This window comes from Gordonia sputi NBRC 100414, assembly GCF_000248055.1.
Classification (GTDB): Bacteria; Actinomycetota; Actinomycetes; order Mycobacteriales; family Mycobacteriaceae; genus Gordonia; species Gordonia sputi.
In genome coordinates, this window is sequence record NZ_BAFC01000007.1 from 98,593 (window position 1) to 115,877 (window position 17,285).

Consider the following 17,285-nt stretch of genomic DNA (forward strand, 5'->3'; position numbering starts at 1 on the left):
GTGGCGGGGTGAGTCGCGATCCCGGACCCCACCGCACACACGTCGGACACTCGCACAGCCATTCGCTGTCGGAGATCCCGGCGGCCTTGTCTCCGTTCGCGAAACGATTCGTCGTCGTCACGCTGACGATCGCCGGTATCGCCGTCATCGTCGGCATGGTGCTGCTGTGGCCGTCCGGTGGGAGCCATCCGATTCCGCCGCAGTTCCGAGGCGCAGACGGCGGAGCGATCACGACGGTGTCGGGCAAAGTGGTCGGGCAATCGCGTGGTCCCTGCCTCAACCAGCTCGTCGGAACGGCGCAGGATTCGCCCGATTTCGGCACAACGCCGACGCCGAACGGCCCGTGCATCGAGAACACCGTCAAGCTCGAGTCGGGAAGCGCGTCAGGCAAATACACATTGCTCGAGATCCCGACGAATCGGGCGCAGGCCGGCAGCGGCCCGGACAGTGTCGCACCCGACCCGTCGACCCTCGACGAACCGCAGGCGGGCCAACCGTCACTCTCCCCCGGCGACGCCATCCGGCTGAGCACGGTACCGGGCCCCGACGGCGCGCCGCGCTACACGTTCTTCGACTTCGCGCGCGGGATACCGACACTGATCTGGGCGGTGCTGTTCGTCGGCGCGGTGGTCCTGGTTGCGGCCTGGCGTGGCTTGCGGTCGATCATCGGCCTCGTCTTCGCCTTCGCTGTCCTCGGCGTATTCACCTTGCCCGCGATTCTCGACGGTGAGTCGCCCGTCGCGGTGGCCGTGGTGTCCTCGGCTGCGATCCTGTTCGTCGTCTTGTATCTGGCGCACGGCATCAGCCTGCGGACGAGTTCGGCGCTCCTGGGCACGTTGAGCTCACTCGTGCTCGCGGGCGTGCTGAGTTGGCTGGCCATCAGGACCATGCACCTCACCGGATTGTCGGGCGACCAGACCACCAATTTGCAGGTCTACCAGGGCAGCATCTCGATCAGCGGCCTGCTGCTCGCCGGATTCATCATCGGCACCCTTGGCGTTCTCAACGACGTCACGATCACCCAGGCATCAGCGGCATTCGAACTCGCAGGCGCGGGAGAGCCGACGAGACTCGCGACCTTCCGGGCCGCGATGCGCGTCGGCCGAGACCACATAGCGAGCACCGTCTACACCCTCGTCTTCGCGTACGCGGGCAGCGCGCTACCGCTTCTCCTCCTGTTCTCCGTTGCGCGACAACCGTTCTCGTCGCTGCTGACCACCGACGCGGTCGCCGTCGAACTCGCCCGATCGTTCGTCGGCGGCATCGCCATCGCGCTGTCGGTGCCGCTGACCACAGCGATCGCCGCCGCCCTCACCCATCCGACGCCGCGCGCGGTGGAGCCCGCGCGCACACATTCCGGTGCGGCGAAGCCGGGGCGCCCGCAGTCCGGCGCAGTGGGACCGGGAACACGCACGACGTCCGGCGCGCCAGACGCCTCGGTGCGCGCAACCCGTCGCATCGACAACGGGCGGCCCGTCAACGACCATCCCCCAACCGAGTCGGCGACCCGTGCCGCACCCCACGAGGCACATGAGCAACCGAGCCCCCACGACCGGGACGTCGACCCGTCACCTCCGCGCACCGGTCGCCACTCCATGCCAGACTGACACTGCCGACCGGCCGGCCCAGACTGCCGTGCGCCTCAGATTGCCGAGTGTGCGCCGTTCAGAGGGCGGGACACTTCCCCGCAGGAATCAATGTGAAGTTCCGGCCGAGCCAGTCGCCGACCTTGGTCAGCATCTTTGTGCCGTCCTCGAATGTTCCGCTCGTCGGACGAGCAGCCATCGAGACCGCGACCTCCCCCTGATCGGTCGCGATGAGGCCGAGCTGGCGCACCAGGTAACCAGGTGCCGCATCGGTGGCAGGCCCCCAACCACCCTTCACCGCGGTGACCGCGTGCTGCTTGGGACCGAGATCAGCGATGCCCCACCGTTGATTCGGCGCCACCGAACCCATGTGGTCGAGGATGTTCTTGGTGTTCGGCATGCATGGCAGGTGCGCCCCGAAACGCGCCTGATCAGCCAGCGCCCACTGCGTATAGCCCGGATACGAACGCGGAGTATCGATCTCCGAACTCACCCGAGTCGTCACATCATGGCCTTCGCGCAGCACCGCGGTCACCGCGTCGACCGATGCCCTGCCGCCGCCGAGCGATCCCCAGAGGTCGCCTGCGGCGTCGTTGTCGGAAAAGGTGATCGCCTTGTCCTCCTTGGCGAGGATCGATGCACCGTTCTTGCGCTCGGCCGCCAGCGCGACGGGAACCTTGAAGGTCGACCACGCCCGCCCCGTCTTGAGCGACCCGAACGACTGTGCGGCGTCGGACCCGACGGGTACCAACGACACTCCGATTTGGCCGGGAATCGACTTACGAATCGACTTCTGCGCAACCGCCCAGCTGTCTGCGAGCCTCTTCGCCGGAGGTACCGGCGGACGCAGCCACGTCGCAATCGGCTCGGGTAGTGGCGGCGGTCGAAACCGGGCCGGGGCCGCATGCGCGCTCCCTGCACCGAGGACGATCGTCGTCACCGCGACGGCGATCAGCACGCAGAGTCGTTTCGAAATAGTCACATCTGTCCCTCTAGTCACTTGAGTAACAGACGTTACGGCCCGGTCGCGCCCCAAGCGACCCCGAGGGCGTCACAACTCGGTCACACCCGGCCTGCACTGAGGAACACCACCGTGCACGGGCGTGGCGTGGCTGTCAGGAGGGCTGCCCGACGCCCCTGCCCGACGCGACCGCGAGCCGCACCAGTTCGGCACCGGCAACAGCCCTCTCGAGTTCTTTCGCTCGCGCCACGTCGTCGGCGGCCGAGGACGTCTGCCACACAGCGACCGGAGACAGAGAATCGTCGAGGAACAACTCGCGACACCGCCCACGTTGGATCTTGCCGCTCGATGTCGTCGGAATCGACTGCGGCTCGACGAGAAACACCGAATGAGGATCGACGCCGTATCGATCGGCAACCACAACACGCACGCTCTCGCTGATCTCGGCGAGGGCGTCCGCATCGAGTGAGCCCACACCACCGTGGTCGACGTCCACCTCCTGGACGATGACAAGTCGTTCGACCGCGCGCAATCCCGGCGTGAACGCGAACGCCGCGCCACGACCGGATGTCAGGGATGCGTGGCAACCTTGCACGGTGAATTCGATGTCGTTGGGATAGTGATTGCCACCGCGGATGACGACGAGGTCTTTGCACCGACCGGTGACGAACAACTCGCCGTCACGCAGAAATCCGAGATCGCCGGTGCGTAGGAACGGCCCTGCCCCGGTGTCGGCAATCGACGCGCCGAAAGTGTGCTCCGTCTCCTCGGGCCTGCGCCAATATCCCGCCCCGACACTCGTACCCGCACACCAGATCTCGCCGACCTTTCCCTCTCCGCACTGCACGTGCATCACCGGGTCGACGATCACCACCTCGCCTGCGCGTGGCTCGCCACACCCGACAACAGTCATCGCACCCGCCGGGTCGTCGCGCTCGACGACTCTGTCTTCGGCGAGCACCTCACGATCGAGATGCATCGCGCGAGGCTGCGCCGAACCGGGCCGACCGGAAACGAGAAGCGTCGCTTCAGCCAAACCGTAGACCGCAGAAAATGCCTCGCGCGCGAATCCCGCGGGCGCGAAGGCTTCGGCGAACCGCCGCAGGGTTGCCTCCTGCACGGGTTCAGCGCCATTCATCGCGGTGTGCAGCCTCGAAAGGTCAAGTGCTGCACGTTCTTCGGAGGTGCTGTGTTCGACGCACAACTCGTAGGCGAAATTGGGCGCAACGGTGTAGGTCGCGGCACACGAGGAGAGTAGTTCCATCCATGCCATCGGCCGTTTGATGAACGCCGTCGGCGACATGAAATGTGCTGTGCAACCGAGATAGATCATCGACAGCACCCCGCCGATCAACCCCATGTCGTGATGAGACGGAAGCCAAAAGGCGCCGACGTCGGAGTCTGTGCCCTCCCACGACGATCGGATCGCCTCCATGTTCCGCATCAGGTTGTCATGTTTGAGGACAACGCCTTTCGGCGTCGTGGTCGATCCGGACGTGTACTGAATCATCGCGACCGTAGTCGCGTCGATGTTCGGCGCGACCCAGTCGTCGGCATCCGCCGAGACCACGTCCATCAGACCCCAGGTCAGGTCGCCGCCCTCGCCGAGCGTGTCGAGCATCGTCTTGATGGCCGGCTGCGTCTCCGACACTCCCAGCGCGAAACGTGCGCGCGCATCCGGCACGACCGAAGACAGTCGCGGAGCCAATCGCTCGTGCACCGGAACCGCGACCGCGCCGGCATAGACACATCCGAAAAAGCCTGCGATATGGTCTAATCCGGGTCGACAGAGCACCAGTACGCGCTCGCCTGCCGCACCCTTACTCTGCAACTCGGCAGCGATCGCGCGCGCCCTGTAATCCAGATCACGGTAGGTCAGCACACTCGCTTTCTCGCCGTCGCCGTTGTACGAGAAGTCGAATGCCACCTTGTCGGCGTACCGATCCGCCCGCTGCCGAAGCAGTTCGAGCAGAGTGTCTTCGGTGAGTTTTGCGTGCTTGGACATCGGCCACCTTCGTCGATCGTGATCTCGGCGCCGCGTCGAGTCCGCGGCCCCGTAAGACGACGACCCATCGTTCGCATTCCGTCCGGGCCGCCGGGCGCGAGGGACATTACCCGAGCATCGGTTGCAGGATGCCGTTTTTCTCAGGTTCTACGCCCACTACGACACCGAAACCTACTCTTCAGTACCACGCTATCGCGAATCTTTGACTAACTATCGCAAGCGATTACAGCGCGCTGAGCTGGTTCTTTAATGATCTAACGACACCAGACGAGTCCAGTTAATGGTTCGTGTACAAAAGCAAATTTACCGAAACGGCCCTCTCTCAGCTTGCTCTGGCTCTACGTTCAGACTGCACTCAAGTTCTTGCACATGTCCCCGAGGAGAGTCCGTGCAGCGTTCCGCTCCCATCGCCCTGCAAGGCGATATCGAAGTTCCGAAAAAAGCCCCCCGCGCGTGGGTTGCCGCTGGTGTCGCCATCGCAGGCGCGAGCGTCATGGCCGTTGCGCCCGGCGTCCATTCCGAGGTGCCCACCGCGTACAAGGCCACCACCGAAGCGACCGTGCGTCTCGCCGCCGACTGGAAGCCACTCGAGCCGTATATCGACGCCTTCAATGAGGCATCGAAAAACGCTGCGACTCTTGCCCATAATTATTTCCTGGCTCCCGGGCTGCCACTGCAACAGATCATCGCCAACCAGTCGAAGTACCTCAACGACGTTCTGAACGATCCGTCACAGGCCGACGACGTCCTCAAGAAGATGCGCGCCAACCTCGAAGCCGTGATCAGCGGCGTCACCGGGATCGGCGTGGCTGGTAGTGCGCTCGACACGATGAAGAACCACAGTGTCGACAGCCTGCACGGTCTCGTCCTCGGGCTGCTTCCGTCGCTTCTACCCGCGGGTGGATCGATCGATCCAGAAGTAATCACCGCAGTCATGAACGTGCTGGCGTCACCGATGAGTGGCGTGCTCATGGGCCTCGTCGGTCCAGTGATCAGCCCGGCCGTCGCAGTCCTGAACAGCGGCATCGCCATCGCCGCCGCGATCCAAGCGGGCAATCCCGATGCTGTCTTCTCCGACGTGTTCTCGGCTCCTGCCAACGTCGTCGGAGCGGTATTCAACGGTGCCACACTCGATCTCACAGCCCTCACTCCTCTCATCAACGACAGCGGCCTCTTGGGAACCACCAAGCTCAACTCCCTCGACATCGCGTTCGGAGGACTGTTCACTCCCGGTACGGTGGGACGAGGCTCCTACGATGGCCCCGTCGACCCCGACAACCCCGACAACAAGATCCCCGCACCGGGCGGGTCGATCTTCAACAGCATCGGTCTGGGGGTCGATCTCAATGGGATCGAAATTGGCATTCCCGGGCAGGCCATCGGTCCGATCGGCGCGTTGGAAGGCGTTTCCCAAACCGTCGGCGCCCTTCTCGGTGATGGCTGGGATGGCAAGAGCGGCAAGCCCGTCCCGCCGCTAGCCGGTGTGGAGTTCCCGACCATCTCCGACGATGCCGCCGACAATTGGGCTGCGGCCATTCAGAAGCTCGCCGACACACTGCTGGGCAAGAAGGATTCCGAGACAACAACCCCCTCGCCGGATCCCGCCAAGACCGCAGCCGCCGTCGCGGTGACAAGCGTCGCGCCGAACTCTGTCGATTCGGCGAAGGTCGATGCAGAGAAGGTCGATGCTGAGAAGGCCCAGTCCGAGAAGACTGCGCCGGTAACGACCGAGTCGGCGCAGGCCGAAGTCGTAGAGACACAATCGAGTTCGGCGCCGACGGGCTCGTCCAGCGAAGTCCAGAACTCCTCCGAGGCAAAGGAATCCACCTCGTCGAGTTCGTCGACCGCCCCGGCCTCGTCATCGACCGGTAGTTCTTCTGACTCGACTCAGAGCTCCACGTCCAGCGGATCGTCGACGTCGAACTCCGGCACCGACGCTCACACCACCAGCTCTGTGAACGCCACGGGCTCTGCGGACGCCGAAAGCAGTTCATCCTCGGACACGTCGAGCACCTCCGGCGACTCGAGCGGCGCGTCGTCGACCTCGGGCAACTCTACGTCGTCTGCCAGTACCGACTGAGGTCGCCACCGCACCGCCATCGTCAACGGCAGAGCGCCGGATCCGCCACCGGGTCCGGCGCTCCGCTCGTTGCCTTACCGCCGAGGGATGGATGCGAAAGGCCCGCACTACACCTTCAGCAGGTACCGCGGGGAAGCCGAGCGACGTTGCGGTTGAGCCAATTACCGATCGTGTTGAGCGCGGCGATGCCTCCCGACATCGAGCCACCTGCGGCACTCATGGCGACGGCGGTCTGACGTCCGTCGGAGGACGTGATGAGTCCGATCTGCCTGACCAGGTAGGAGCCATCGACACCCGGACCCCAACCGCCCTTCACGGCAGTCGATTTCGGCGTCGACATCACCTCGATGCCCCACTGCTGGTTGCCTGCGACCTGTCCCATCAGCGACACGACGTGCGATGTTCCCGGCATGCATGGCAGATGGGCGGTGAACGTGGCGGCGGCAGGCAACGTCCACACGGTCTGCCCGAAGACCGTGAATCCGGCGCGCAGCCTCTGTGCGGGCACGGTCGACTGAGTGTCGCCGCCCTCACGCAGGACCGCGGTGACCTTACGAGCGGCGACGGCATCGCTCCCCAGCGACGACCACAGCGACTCGGCAGAAGCGTTGTCGGAGTTGATGATCGCGTTCGATTCGGCGGCCGACGGACCGTTCTCGCGTTCGGCAGCGACAGCAAGCGGAACCTTGATCGTCGACCATGCCACCTGAGGTGTGTTGTCGCCCAACACAATCGGATCACTGCCGCCTCGGCCAACGGGGGCCAGTGCAACTCCGACGGGTACTCCGACCTGCGCGGCGACCGCTGCGAACCCGCGTGCCAGCGGGTTCGCGACAGGAGCACTCGACGGCACCGACGCAGACGCCTGCGACGTCGTCGAACCGGTCACCGTCACCGTGACCGGCGTGATCTGGTTGTCACCGCGATCCGTCGTCGAACAGCTCGAAACGCCAAGAGCGCACACGGTGACTAGTCCGACAACACCGACCAGACCGCGCAGGTCAGTAGACATAGACCACCGCGTTGTTGCCGCCGCGACAGGCGACCACACCACCTTCTGGACCGCAGGACATAACGTAGCTCATTCCCGTGACCGGGCTGTAGGCGCTGATCACCCGCGACTGTCCCTGCACCCCGGTGCGCAGATACTCGTCGCGGACGGCCTGCGCGAACGAGCAACTCGTCACCGACGTACCCGCCGACACTCCGGCGCCGCAACTGACCGCTCCCGGCGGCGGGGTCGCAGGCGGCGCGACCGTCACAGTGGAGGTCGGCGCCGGATTGACCGTCTGCGTGACAGTTGGCGTCGACTGCGTGTCGGTCGACGAATCCGAGCTTCGATTGAGCAGGAAGTACGCACCGGCGATGAGCAGACCGATGATCACCAGAGCGGCAACGCAGATCAGCACGATCAGCAACGACTTGTCCCGACCCTGCGGACGGCGAGGCGGCGGATACTGCTGCGGATATGCGGACTGGGGATAAGCGGGCGGGGGGTACGACATCGATGCCGGGGCCGATGGATACGCGGGACCAGGCTGGGCCGGTTCGGACCGGGGCGGCTCAGGATAGGAGTAGTCGGCGTACATCGGCGGCTGGTAGGCGCTCGGGTCGGCATCCTGTGACGTCCCCGGGTAGAACGACGGATCCGTATACGCATTCGTGGAGTTGCGGTGGTCGGCGGAGTCGTAAGCGGTGGAGTCGTGGCCGGTGGGGTCGTAGCGTGAGTCACCGCCCCCGGGATACTCACCCCCGGGACCTGACTGATCGTGCGGTGTCGGAGTCACACTGGCCACGTCCCATTCGTGAACATAGAGAAGAGAATATCCGGGATAGCAGATGATGCACGCCGGATTAGCGTAGCTACACCCTCATTCAGATGACGTGGCCCCAGATATCGACACTCAGATCACACCGTGAGTCGGAGGGCTCTCCCCACGCAACACCCAGCGACCGATGTGCTGGTACTTCCAGCGCACCGGATCGTGCAGCGTGTGTGTCCTGGCGTTTCGCCAGAACCGATCGAGAGAGAGCTCGGCGGAGGCGCTGCGCGTGCCCGCCACCTCGAAGAGCGCAGAACTCACCGAGTTCGACGCACGATCGGCGACGGCCTTGGCGACAGCGACGGCAATCGACGCCTGAGCGGTGAGCGCTGGATCGTCGACGTCCTCGGCCGTCGCCGCGTCGACAGCTCTGCTCGCGGCATCAAGCGTTGCTTCTGCCGCCGCGACCTCGACGCCGAGCTCGCCGAAGCGTTGCACCGTCAACGGGTCGGCGTCGGCGCGCTCGACTCCTGCCTCGAACCACGGCCGCGACTTCGTGCGCACGAAGTCGGCGGCTGCATCGAGTGCGCCGCGCGCGATACCGACGTCGATCGCGACGTGCAGTAGCTGGGCGAATGCGCCGTAGCCGGTCGGTTGTGCGACCGCCGGTGCGCGAGCCACGAGGTCGCCCGGGTCGACGTTGACCCCGGCGAGCCTGACTGTCCCCGAACCGGTCGTGCGCTGACCGAGGCCATTCCAGTCGTCGACGATCTCGACCCCAGGAGCGTCGGCCGCCACGAATGCGACGTACTCCCCCGGCTCGAACCCGACTGCGGCCTCCCCGGTTTCGGTCCCTTCGGGCAAGCGCGCCAGCACTGCCAGGGTGTGCGCGAACAACGACCCTGTCGCATAGAACTTTTCGCCGTCGAGTACGAAGCGGTCGCCTTGCCGACGCAGCGTGGTGTTGATATCCGCGACAGTCTTGCCACCCCGCTCCGACTGCGCATTCGCAACCCGGCCGCCCTGCAGAACGTGACCGAAGATGCGCTGCGCCAACGCATCCGGCGCGGCCAGGCGAAGCAGGTTCAGATAGACGAAGTGGCTGTGCGGAATCTGCGCGATGTTGGGGTCTGCGGCCGCGAGTAGTCGGGTCACATCCGCGACGACGCTCGGCCCCAAGTCGGGACCGCCGAACCGCTGAGGAACGGTGATCGCCAGAAGCCCCGACGCGGACAGCTCGTCGATCTCCGCATACGGGAGTCGGCGGTCGCGGTCGCGCACCGCGGCGTCGACCTCGATCCGCGCCGCTACCTCGCGTGCCTTCGCCAACGCCTCCGCAGCACTGGTCGGTACGACCACTGGATTCGCAGTCGGTACGACCGCTGGATCCGCAGTCGGTCCGGTCACTGCCGGTTGAGCAGTGAAACCGCTTGTCGTCGTCGATATGTGGCGGTCTGGCGACACCGTCAGACCGTCGCGCCGCGGTCGGCGAGTTCGAGTTCACGCACCAGCGGCAGCACACGCTCGCCGAAGTACTCGATCTCCTCCTGGAAATGCAGGAATCCACCGAGTACCAGGTCGACGCCGAGCTTCTTGTACGCGACGATCCGCTCGGCGACCTGCTCCGGTGTACCGATCAGTTGCGTACGGAAGCCGTCGTTGTACTGCACCAGATCCTCGAACGACGAGTCGGCCCACATGCCCTTCTTGTCGCCGGTCGAGCTGCCCGCCTGCTGCACCGCACTCCGAAAGCCCTCCACCGCAGGCTTGTTCGCCTTCTCGACGATCTCGCGCAGGGTGTCACGCGCCTCGGCTTCGGTGTCACGCGCGATGATGAATCCGTTGAGTCCGAAACGCACTTCGCGGTTGTGTGCGCGGGCGACGGCACGCAGATCGTCGAGCTGCTCAGTGACACCGTCGAAATCTTTGCCGTTCGAGAAATACCAGTCGGAGTAGCGACCGCCGTTGTTGCGTGCCGCCGTGGAGTTACCGCCTTGGAACAGTTCGGGATTGGGGCGCTCCGGAGTGTTGAGCGGCTTGGGCTTGAGGGTGAAGTCGTGGATGCGGTAGAAGTCTCCGCGGTAGTCGACATTGTCCTCGGTCCAGATCTTGCGGATCACCTCGAGGAATTCGCCGCTGCGTCGGTACCGCTCGTCGTGCTCGAGCCACGGCTCACCGAGGTGGGTGAACTCGTCTTTGAACCAACCACTCACCACGTTGATCGCAAAACGCCCGCCCGACAAGATGTCTGCGGTCGCACCGAACTTGGCGAGCACTGCCGGATGCCACAGTCCGGGGTGAATGGCCGCGATCAGCTTCAGGCGTTCGGTCGCACCGAGGAGCGCGAGGCTGAACGACGTCGACTCGTGCTGGAACTCGGCCCCGTAGCTCGCCTCGTACCGCACCTGGCTGAGTGCGTACTCGAATCCGTTGTTCTCGGCGGTCTGTGCGAGGCGCTTGTTGTACTCGAAGTCCCACCCGGTCCGCTGCTCGATGTCGCTCGTCACGAGCCCACCGGACACGTTCGGGACCCAATACGCGAACTTGATCTCGTCGGCGATCTTCTCGGTGGACATGACACTCCTGTTGCTCGGCGGACGTCCGCTCTCGGACACAATCGACAGTCAGTGTCCTCGACGACGCCGCACCCGCCCACAGTTGTAATCGGCATGGATTCAAGTCGACGAAATGCGCCGACCTGTTCCCTGTCCGACGATCAGCGGTCGTCGGACGGCTCCCACTGCGCCATACCGAGGAACACGATGACCAACTGGCGCTGAGTGCGTTCGATGATCGCCGACTCCGCGCCTCGGCCGCGGTGCTCGCCGTCGAGGATGTCGGCGACGGCGGTCAGCATGATGCTCACGATGAGTTCCGCGGCGAGTTCGAGGTCGTCAGCCGTCCAGTCGGCGAGGTCGGGTATCCGCGACAGGTCGATGGCCAATTCTTTCGAGAACAACCGCAACTCGGTGTCGATGGCCCGCCTGATCTCCGCCAAACCGCCGTGCTGTTCGCGGATCAGGAAACGAAACGCCGGCTCGTTGTCGTGCACGTGCTGCAGGAGGATGTCGAGTGAGTTCTTCGCGGTCGGCAGTGCCTGCCGCGCGGCGAGGTCGCGACGCCCTTCACGCAACGTGCGTCGCAGCACTCGCATCGAGTCCTCGACGAGCGTGACGCCCAGGTCTTCCATCGACGCGAAGTGCCGGTAGAACGCGGTGGGGACGATGCCTGCACCCCGCGCGACCTCCCGCAGGCTGATGCTTCCGAAGCTGCGTTCGGCGACGAGATCGAGGGTTGTACTGATCAACGCCTGCCGGGTGCGGTTCTTGCGATCGGCGCGAGTCTCGGCGTCAGCCTCCCGACCGCCATGGGCGGAGCCGGAGCGTCGAGTCCTGGTCACCTGCCCGAGCTTATCTTGCCGCAGGTCAGGCCGACCCACCGCCGTCGCTCACGCTGACGCACCGCCACCGGCGCGGCGACCACTCAGCCGGCGACCTCGAACAGCCCAGCGGCGCCCATACCTCCACCGATACACATCGTCACCACGCAATAGCGGACGCCGCGTCGACGACCCTCGGTCAACGCATGCCCGACGCACCGCGCACCCGTCATGCCGTACGGGTGACCGACCGAGATACCACCGCCGTCGACGTTGAACCTCTCCGGATCGATACCGATCTCGTCGCGGCAGTAGAGGGCCTGCGACGCGAAAGCTTCGTTGAGCTCCCACTGACCGATGTCGTCGACGGTCAGCCCGTGCTGCTTGAGCAGTTTCGGCACCGCGAATACCGGCCCGATCCCCATCTCGTCGGGTGCACATCCCGCAACAGCCATGCCCCGGTAGACACCGAGCGGTTCCAGTCCACGTCGTGACGCTTCGCGGGCTTCCATCAACACCGACGCCGACGCGCCGTCGGACAACTGCGACGCATTTCCCGCCGTGACGGTCGACGTCGCGGTGACCGCTCCGTCGGGAAGCACCGCGCGCAAACCGGCGAGCGACTCGCTCGTCGTCGACGGACGGTTGCCCTCGTCGCGATCGAGCATGACCTCCTGCTCCGACGTTTCACCCGTTTCCTTGTCGACGACCAGCTTGGTGGTCCGCAGCGGCACGATCTCGTCGTCGAACCGGCCGGCCTCCTGCGCTGCCGCTGTTCGCTGCTGGGAGATCAGTGCCAGCTCGTCCTGGCGCTCCCGGCTGACGCCGTACCGTTCCGCGACGATCTCCGCGGTCTGCAGCATCGGCATGTAGATGTCGCCGACATTGGCAACGAGCCACGGGTCCTGAGCCCGGTAGTTGTTCGCATGGTCGTTCTGTACCAACGAGATCGACTCGACGCCGCCACCGATGGCGATCTCCATGCCGTCGTCGACGATCTGCTTGGCGGCCGTCGCAATGGCCATCAGGCCGGACGCGCACTGCCGGTCGACGCTCATGCCCGACACCGAGTTGGGCAGTCCCGCACGCAGCAGCGCCTGGCGGGCGATGTTGAACCCGGTCGAGCCCTGCTGCATGGCGGCACCGAGCACGACGTCCTCGACCTCGCCGCCCTCAATACCTGCCCGCGACACCGCATGTGCGATGGAGTGCCCGGCGAGCTCTTGTGCCTGGGTGTTGTTGAACGCTCCTCGGTACGCCCTGCCGATCGGGGTGCGTGCGGTGGAGACGATGACTGCTTCGCGCATGAGTGTCCGTTCTTTCTGGTGCTGGTGCTTCTCGCGTGCTGGTGTTTTGCTTTGAGGTGTATGGCGGGCTCAGGGAATGAACACGAGGCGACCGACGGTCGTGCCCTCGCCAAGACGACCAACACCGTCGGCAACGGCGGACAGCGCAAGTCGTTCGCCCACAAGAGGTTTGACAAGACCCTTGTCGGCCAACCTGGTCAGTTCGGCGTGGCACTCGTCGATCACCGCCGGGTTCTTGGTCTGGTAGAGACCCCAGTGCAGCCCGACGATCGAGTAGTTCTTGATCAACGCATGGTTGAGTGCGGGTTGCGGAATGGTGCCTCCTGCGAAGCCGATCACCACAATGCGCCCCTCGAATGCGATGCACTTGGTCGATCCGGCGTACGCGTCGCCGCCCACCGGGTCGAAGACGATGTCGGCGCCGTGTCCGCCGGTGAACTCCTTGACCGCGGACACGAAGTCCTCGGAGCGCCGATCGACGACGATGTCTGCACCGAGTTCCTTGGCGTACAAAGCCTTTTCCGGTCCACCAACGACACCGATGACCTGCGCACCCGCAGCCTTGCCCAATTGAACTGCCGCACTGCCGACGCCTCCTGCGGCCGCGTGCACGAGCAGGTAGTCGCCCTCGGCGATCTGCGTCCGACGGTGCAGCGCGAACCATGCGGTCTGGTAGCCGATGCTCAGAGCGGCTGCCTCTGCGTCGTCGAGTGCATCGGGAGCGTGAAAGACGTTGGCCTGATTCATCAACGCGTACTCGGCGAACGCGCCGCCCGGCAGATTCGGGTTTCCCACGACCCGCTCGCCGACGACGGCACGATCGACTCCCTCACCGATGGCGACAACCTCACCACACAGTTCGACGCCGGGCGTGAACGGCAGCGGCGGTTTGATCTGGTACTTGCCCTGGCAGAGCAGGACATCGGGGAAGTTGGCCGGCGTGGCAAGAACTTTCACCAGAACCTCGCCGGGGCCTGCCGTGGGTGTATCGACCTCTTCTAGGGTCAGAACGTCGCGGGGATCACCGAGTTCGTTGACGCGCCAGGCTTTCATGGATGTGTCTCCTTCTATGGACTTCGAATGATGTTGTGGGATAGGCGGTGCCGAGGGCCGCGCCTTCGACGAGCAGGAGTCAGGCTGCGAGGTCGATCAGTTCGGCGAGGCGTCGGCGATGCCAGTAGCCGGTTCCGAACGCGAGTTGATCGGCCTTGGCCCGTTTGAGGTAGAGATGCGCCGGATACTCCCAGGTCATCCCGATACCGCCGTGAAGCTGCACGCATTCCTCCGCAGCGCGTACGGCGACGTCTCCGCAATACGACGCCGCCATGTGCGCAGCGATGGTCGCATCGAGGTCGCCGTGCGCCGCGGTGTCGGCGGCATAGCGGGCTGCCGCGCGTGCCGAACTGACTTCGAGCCAGAGGTCTGCCAGTCGGTGTTTGATCGCCTGGTACGAGCCGATCACCCTGCCGAACTGTCGACGCTCCTTGACATACGCGAGCGTCGTGTCGAGGCACCACTGCGCCACGCCGTACTGTTCGGAGGCCAGTAGTGCCACCGCGGTGGTGACGGCCGCCGTCAGCGCGGTTGCGGCGTCGGCGGTGTCGACTCGATTGGCGCGGACCCCGACCAGCTCGACGTCCGCGAGCGGACGCGTCATATCCAGCGACACAACGGGTTCGACGACGACTCCGGTGGCATCGGCGGCCACCACATGCAGCTCCAGCCCGTCCGGTCCGTTGACCGGGATGACGAGCAGATCCGCCTGTGCCGCACCGGCTACCGTCTCGACCCTGCCGTGCAGGACGCCGTCGACAGCATCGACCGACGCCGCAACGGCACCCGGCGTCGTCGAGAACGGAATCAACAGTGCGCCCGTCTGCTCTCCCCCGGCGAGAGCACTGACCGTGTCTACGTCGCCCGCGTGCAGGAGCGCCTCGGTCGCGAGCACCGCGCTCGTCAGGAACGGGGTGGGCGCCACGACGCGACCGATCTCCTCGAAGACCACAGCGGCCTCCCGCTCGGTCGCCCCTGCGCCGCCGAGGCGTTCGGGCACAAGCAATCCCGCGACGCCGATCTCACCGGCAAGCGACCTCCAGAACGCAGCAGTGTCGATGGCCGGCTCGTCGTAGCTCGCCGACAGCGCAGCAGGGTCGAGTCGGTCCTCGAAGAGCCTGCGCACCGCGGCACGCAGCGCCTCCTCGGTATCGCCATAGGCAAGGTCCGGCTGCCCGGACTGCGGTGCAGTCGTCGGTTGCACAGACTGCGGTGCAGTCGTCGGCGCGGCGCCAGATGCAGTAGCAGTTGCGGTTGTGGTTGTGGTCACCGTGGTAGGTCCTTCCATGCGATTCCCTTGTCGACGCGGTGTTCCGGCGGCAGGCCGAGCACGCGCTCGGCCACGACGTTGCGCAGGATCTCCGACGTTCCGCCCTCGATCGAGTTGCCCTTTGCCCGCAGATATCGGTATCCCGGCCCGCGTCCGGTGAAGTCGACGGTGTCCGGGCGTCGCAACGTCCAGTCGTCGTAGCGCAGTCCTTCGTCGCCTGCCAACTCGAGTTCGAGTCCCGAGATCGCTTGTGCCTGACGGGCAAAAGCCAGCTTCATCGCGGAGCCCTCGGGGCCCGGTTGGCCCGCCGCGAGCTGTTGGCGGAGGCGTTCTCCGGCGAGGCGGGTGACCTCTGCGTCGATCCACAGTTGCATCACCCGATCCAATGCCGCGGGCTCGCGGTCGTCCGGATTCTGGCGCCACCACTGCGCGAGCTTGCCGATCATCCCGCCCTCCCGGGGATTACCGGAGCCGATGGCAACCCGCTCGTTGTTGAGAGTCGTGGTGGCAACCCGCCATCCGTTGCCGACGTCGCTGATGCGGTCGGCGTCGGACACACGGACGTCGGTGAGGAAGACCTCGTTGAACTCCGCTTCTCCGGTGATCTGGCGCAGCGGCCGGATCTCGATACCCGGCGCACTCATGTCGACGACGAAGTACGTGAGCCCGGAGTGTTTCACCGCGCCGGGGTCGGTGCGCGCCACCAGGATTGCGCGCTGGGCGTTGTGCGCGCCCGATGTCCACACCTTCTGACCGTTGACCACCCACGAGTCTCCGTCGCGTACCGCACGCGTTGCCACGCCTGCGAGGTCCGACCCCGCTCCCGGCTCGCTGAACAACTGGCAGTAGATGTGTTCACCTGTGTAGAGCGGACGTAGGAAACGGGCGCGCTGTTCCTCGGTGCCGAGCGCGGCGATCGTCGGTGCCGCCATTCCCAGTTCGATTCCGTTGCGACCGCGCGCGGGCCCCGGAGCACCGGCCGCGTCGAGCGCGGCATCCACGCCGGCCTGATAGGTCTGCGCGATTCCGAGTCCACCGTGGCCGACCGGGAAGTGCACCCAGGCCAGTCCGGCATCGAAACGTGCACCGAGGAAATCGCTTTCGGATGTCTCGGTCGGCGGATGGGTGGCGAGCAGCTGTGTCACGCGCGCGTCGAGGTCGGCGGTGATGTCGTCGGATACGGGCGCTGAAGCATCCTGGAGCACTGGGCATCGATCCTTTCAGGTAGCGGTGGAGTGATCGGCGAGGCGCGTGCCGTCAGTCCTTCGGTCCGCCGGCCACGTAGACGACCTGGCCGGAGACGAATCCCGCTCCCTCGGAGATGAAAAACGAGGCAGTGTGTGCGATGTCCTCCGGCTTTCCGGTTCGTGCGACGGGAATCGCTGCGGCACTGGCCTTCTTGAGCTCATCGAAGTCGACGCCCATCCGCGCAGCGGTCGCCGCTGTCATGTCCGTCTCGATGAATCCCGGTGCGATGGCGTTGGCCGTCACGCCGAACTTGCCCAGTTCGATCGCGAGCGTCTTGGTGAAGCCCTGCATGCCCGCCTTGGCCGCGGAGTAGTTGGCCTGACCACGGTTACCGAGCGCCGAGGTGCTCGACAGATTCACGATCCGACCCCATCCGGCGTCGACCATGTACTTCTGCGCTGCCTTGCTGACGTTGAAGGCACCGCGCAGATGCACCGCCATGACCGTGTCCCAGTCGTCGACGCTCATCTTGAACAGGAGGTTGTCGCGAAGCACGCCAGCATTGTTGACGACAACCGTCGGCGCGCCGAGTTCGGCGACAACCTTCTCTACGGCCGCGCTGACCGATGCCTCGTCGGAGACGTCGGCGCCCACGGCGATCGCCTTGCCGCCGCCCGCGGTGATTGCGGCCAC

The 17,285-nt window shown here is 65.4% G+C and carries 14 protein-coding genes; 2 read left to right on the forward strand and 12 right to left on the reverse strand.

Features of this window, described 5'->3' with window-relative positions; all coding sequences use genetic code 11:
- The first annotated feature begins 8 nt into the window (after positions 1-8).
- Positions 9-1,607, forward strand: coding sequence for a YibE/F family protein (locus tag GOSPT_RS01605; RefSeq protein WP_051993718.1), 1,599 nt, complete (start codon positions 9-11; stop codon positions 1,605-1,607).
- A 58-nt stretch (positions 1,608-1,665) separates the two neighbouring features.
- Here GOSPT_RS01605 and GOSPT_RS01610 read toward each other — a convergent pair whose 3' ends face one another.
- The gene (locus GOSPT_RS01610; protein WP_141630773.1) at positions 1,666-2,568 is read right to left on the reverse strand and encodes a serine hydrolase; all 903 of its coding nucleotides are present in this window, start codon (positions 2,566-2,568) and stop codon (positions 1,666-1,668) included.
- Between the two features lie 133 nt (positions 2,569-2,701).
- Positions 2,702-4,552 carry a fatty acyl-AMP ligase gene (locus tag GOSPT_RS01615; protein ID WP_005202163.1) on the reverse strand — a complete coding sequence of 617 codons (1,851 nt, stop codon included), beginning with the start codon at positions 4,550-4,552 and terminating at the stop codon, positions 2,702-2,704.
- 388 nt (positions 4,553-4,940) lie between these two features.
- Between GOSPT_RS01615 and gjpA the strand changes: the two genes are divergently transcribed.
- Positions 4,941-6,632 (forward strand): outer membrane porin GjpA, encoded by a 1,692-nt coding sequence (gene gjpA / locus GOSPT_RS01620; RefSeq protein ID WP_005202164.1) that lies wholly within the window; start codon positions 4,941-4,943, stop codon positions 6,630-6,632.
- A gap of 115 nt (positions 6,633-6,747) precedes the next feature.
- Here gjpA and GOSPT_RS01625 read toward each other — a convergent pair whose 3' ends face one another.
- The 10 genes from GOSPT_RS01625 to GOSPT_RS01670 form a co-directional block, all read right to left on the reverse strand.
- Positions 6,748-7,644, reverse strand: a complete 897-nt coding sequence (locus tag GOSPT_RS01625) for a serine hydrolase (RefSeq protein WP_039854259.1) — start codon at positions 7,642-7,644, stop codon at positions 6,748-6,750.
- Positions 7,634-8,419 carry a hypothetical protein gene (locus GOSPT_RS01630; protein ID WP_005202167.1) on the reverse strand — a complete coding sequence of 262 codons (786 nt, stop codon included), beginning with the start codon at positions 8,417-8,419 and terminating at the stop codon, positions 7,634-7,636. The genes GOSPT_RS01625 and GOSPT_RS01630 overlap by 11 nt, the downstream gene beginning before the upstream one ends.
- Positions 8,420-8,536: 117 nt before the next feature.
- The gene (locus GOSPT_RS01635) at positions 8,537-9,754 is read right to left on the reverse strand and encodes an SfnB family sulfur acquisition oxidoreductase (RefSeq protein WP_005202169.1); all 1,218 of its coding nucleotides are present in this window, start codon (positions 9,752-9,754) and stop codon (positions 8,537-8,539) included.
- Between the two features lie 107 nt (positions 9,755-9,861).
- Entirely contained in the window at positions 9,862-10,971 is a 1,110-nt protein-coding gene (gene sfnG / locus GOSPT_RS01640) for a dimethylsulfone monooxygenase SfnG (protein ID WP_005202170.1), read from the reverse strand.
- A gap of 140 nt (positions 10,972-11,111) precedes the next feature.
- Positions 11,112-11,795: a TetR family transcriptional regulator gene (locus GOSPT_RS01645; RefSeq protein ID WP_005202172.1), complete on the reverse strand. Its 684-nt coding sequence runs from the start codon at positions 11,793-11,795 to the stop codon at positions 11,112-11,114.
- Positions 11,796-11,878: 83 nt separating this feature from the next.
- Positions 11,879-13,081: an acetyl-CoA C-acyltransferase gene (locus GOSPT_RS01650; protein WP_005202177.1), complete on the reverse strand. Its 1,203-nt coding sequence runs from the start codon at positions 13,079-13,081 to the stop codon at positions 11,879-11,881.
- Positions 13,082-13,150: 69 nt separating this feature from the next.
- On the reverse strand, positions 13,151-14,134 hold the full coding sequence (locus tag GOSPT_RS01655) for an NADPH:quinone oxidoreductase family protein (RefSeq protein ID WP_005202179.1): 984 nt from the start codon (positions 14,132-14,134) through the stop codon (positions 13,151-13,153).
- 79 nt (positions 14,135-14,213) lie between these two features.
- Positions 14,214-15,338: an acyl-CoA dehydrogenase family protein gene (locus GOSPT_RS01660; protein ID WP_005202181.1), complete on the reverse strand. Its 1,125-nt coding sequence runs from the start codon at positions 15,336-15,338 to the stop codon at positions 14,214-14,216.
- A 62-nt stretch (positions 15,339-15,400) separates the two neighbouring features.
- Positions 15,401-16,609 (reverse strand): acyl-CoA dehydrogenase family protein, encoded by a 1,209-nt coding sequence (locus GOSPT_RS01665; protein ID WP_005202183.1) that lies wholly within the window; start codon positions 16,607-16,609, stop codon positions 15,401-15,403.
- Positions 16,610-16,661: 52 nt separating this feature from the next.
- Positions 16,662-17,285, reverse strand: a 624-nt coding sequence (locus tag GOSPT_RS01670; protein WP_039854262.1) for an SDR family oxidoreductase, incomplete at its 5' end; no start/stop codon positions are given.

What these genes read in the sequence shown, in the direction of transcription:
- GOSPT_RS01615 (WP_005202163.1), bottom strand. Translation starts at nt 4,552, where the DNA reads ATGTCCAAGCACGCAAAACTCACCGAAGACACTCTGCTCGAACTGCTT.
- GOSPT_RS01650 (WP_005202177.1), bottom strand. Translation starts at nt 13,081, where the DNA reads ATGCGCGAAGCAGTCATCGTCTCCACCGCACGCACCCCGATCGGCAGG.
- GOSPT_RS01655 (WP_005202179.1), bottom strand. Translation starts at nt 14,134, where the DNA reads ATGAAAGCCTGGCGCGTCAACGAACTCGGTGATCCCCGCGACGTTCTG.
- sfnG (WP_005202170.1), bottom strand. Translation starts at nt 10,971, where the DNA reads ATGTCCACCGAGAAGATCGCCGACGAGATCAAGTTCGCGTATTGGGTC.
- GOSPT_RS01625 (WP_039854259.1), bottom strand. Translation starts at nt 7,644, where the DNA reads ATGTCTACTGACCTGCGCGGTCTGGTCGGTGTTGTCGGACTAGTCACC.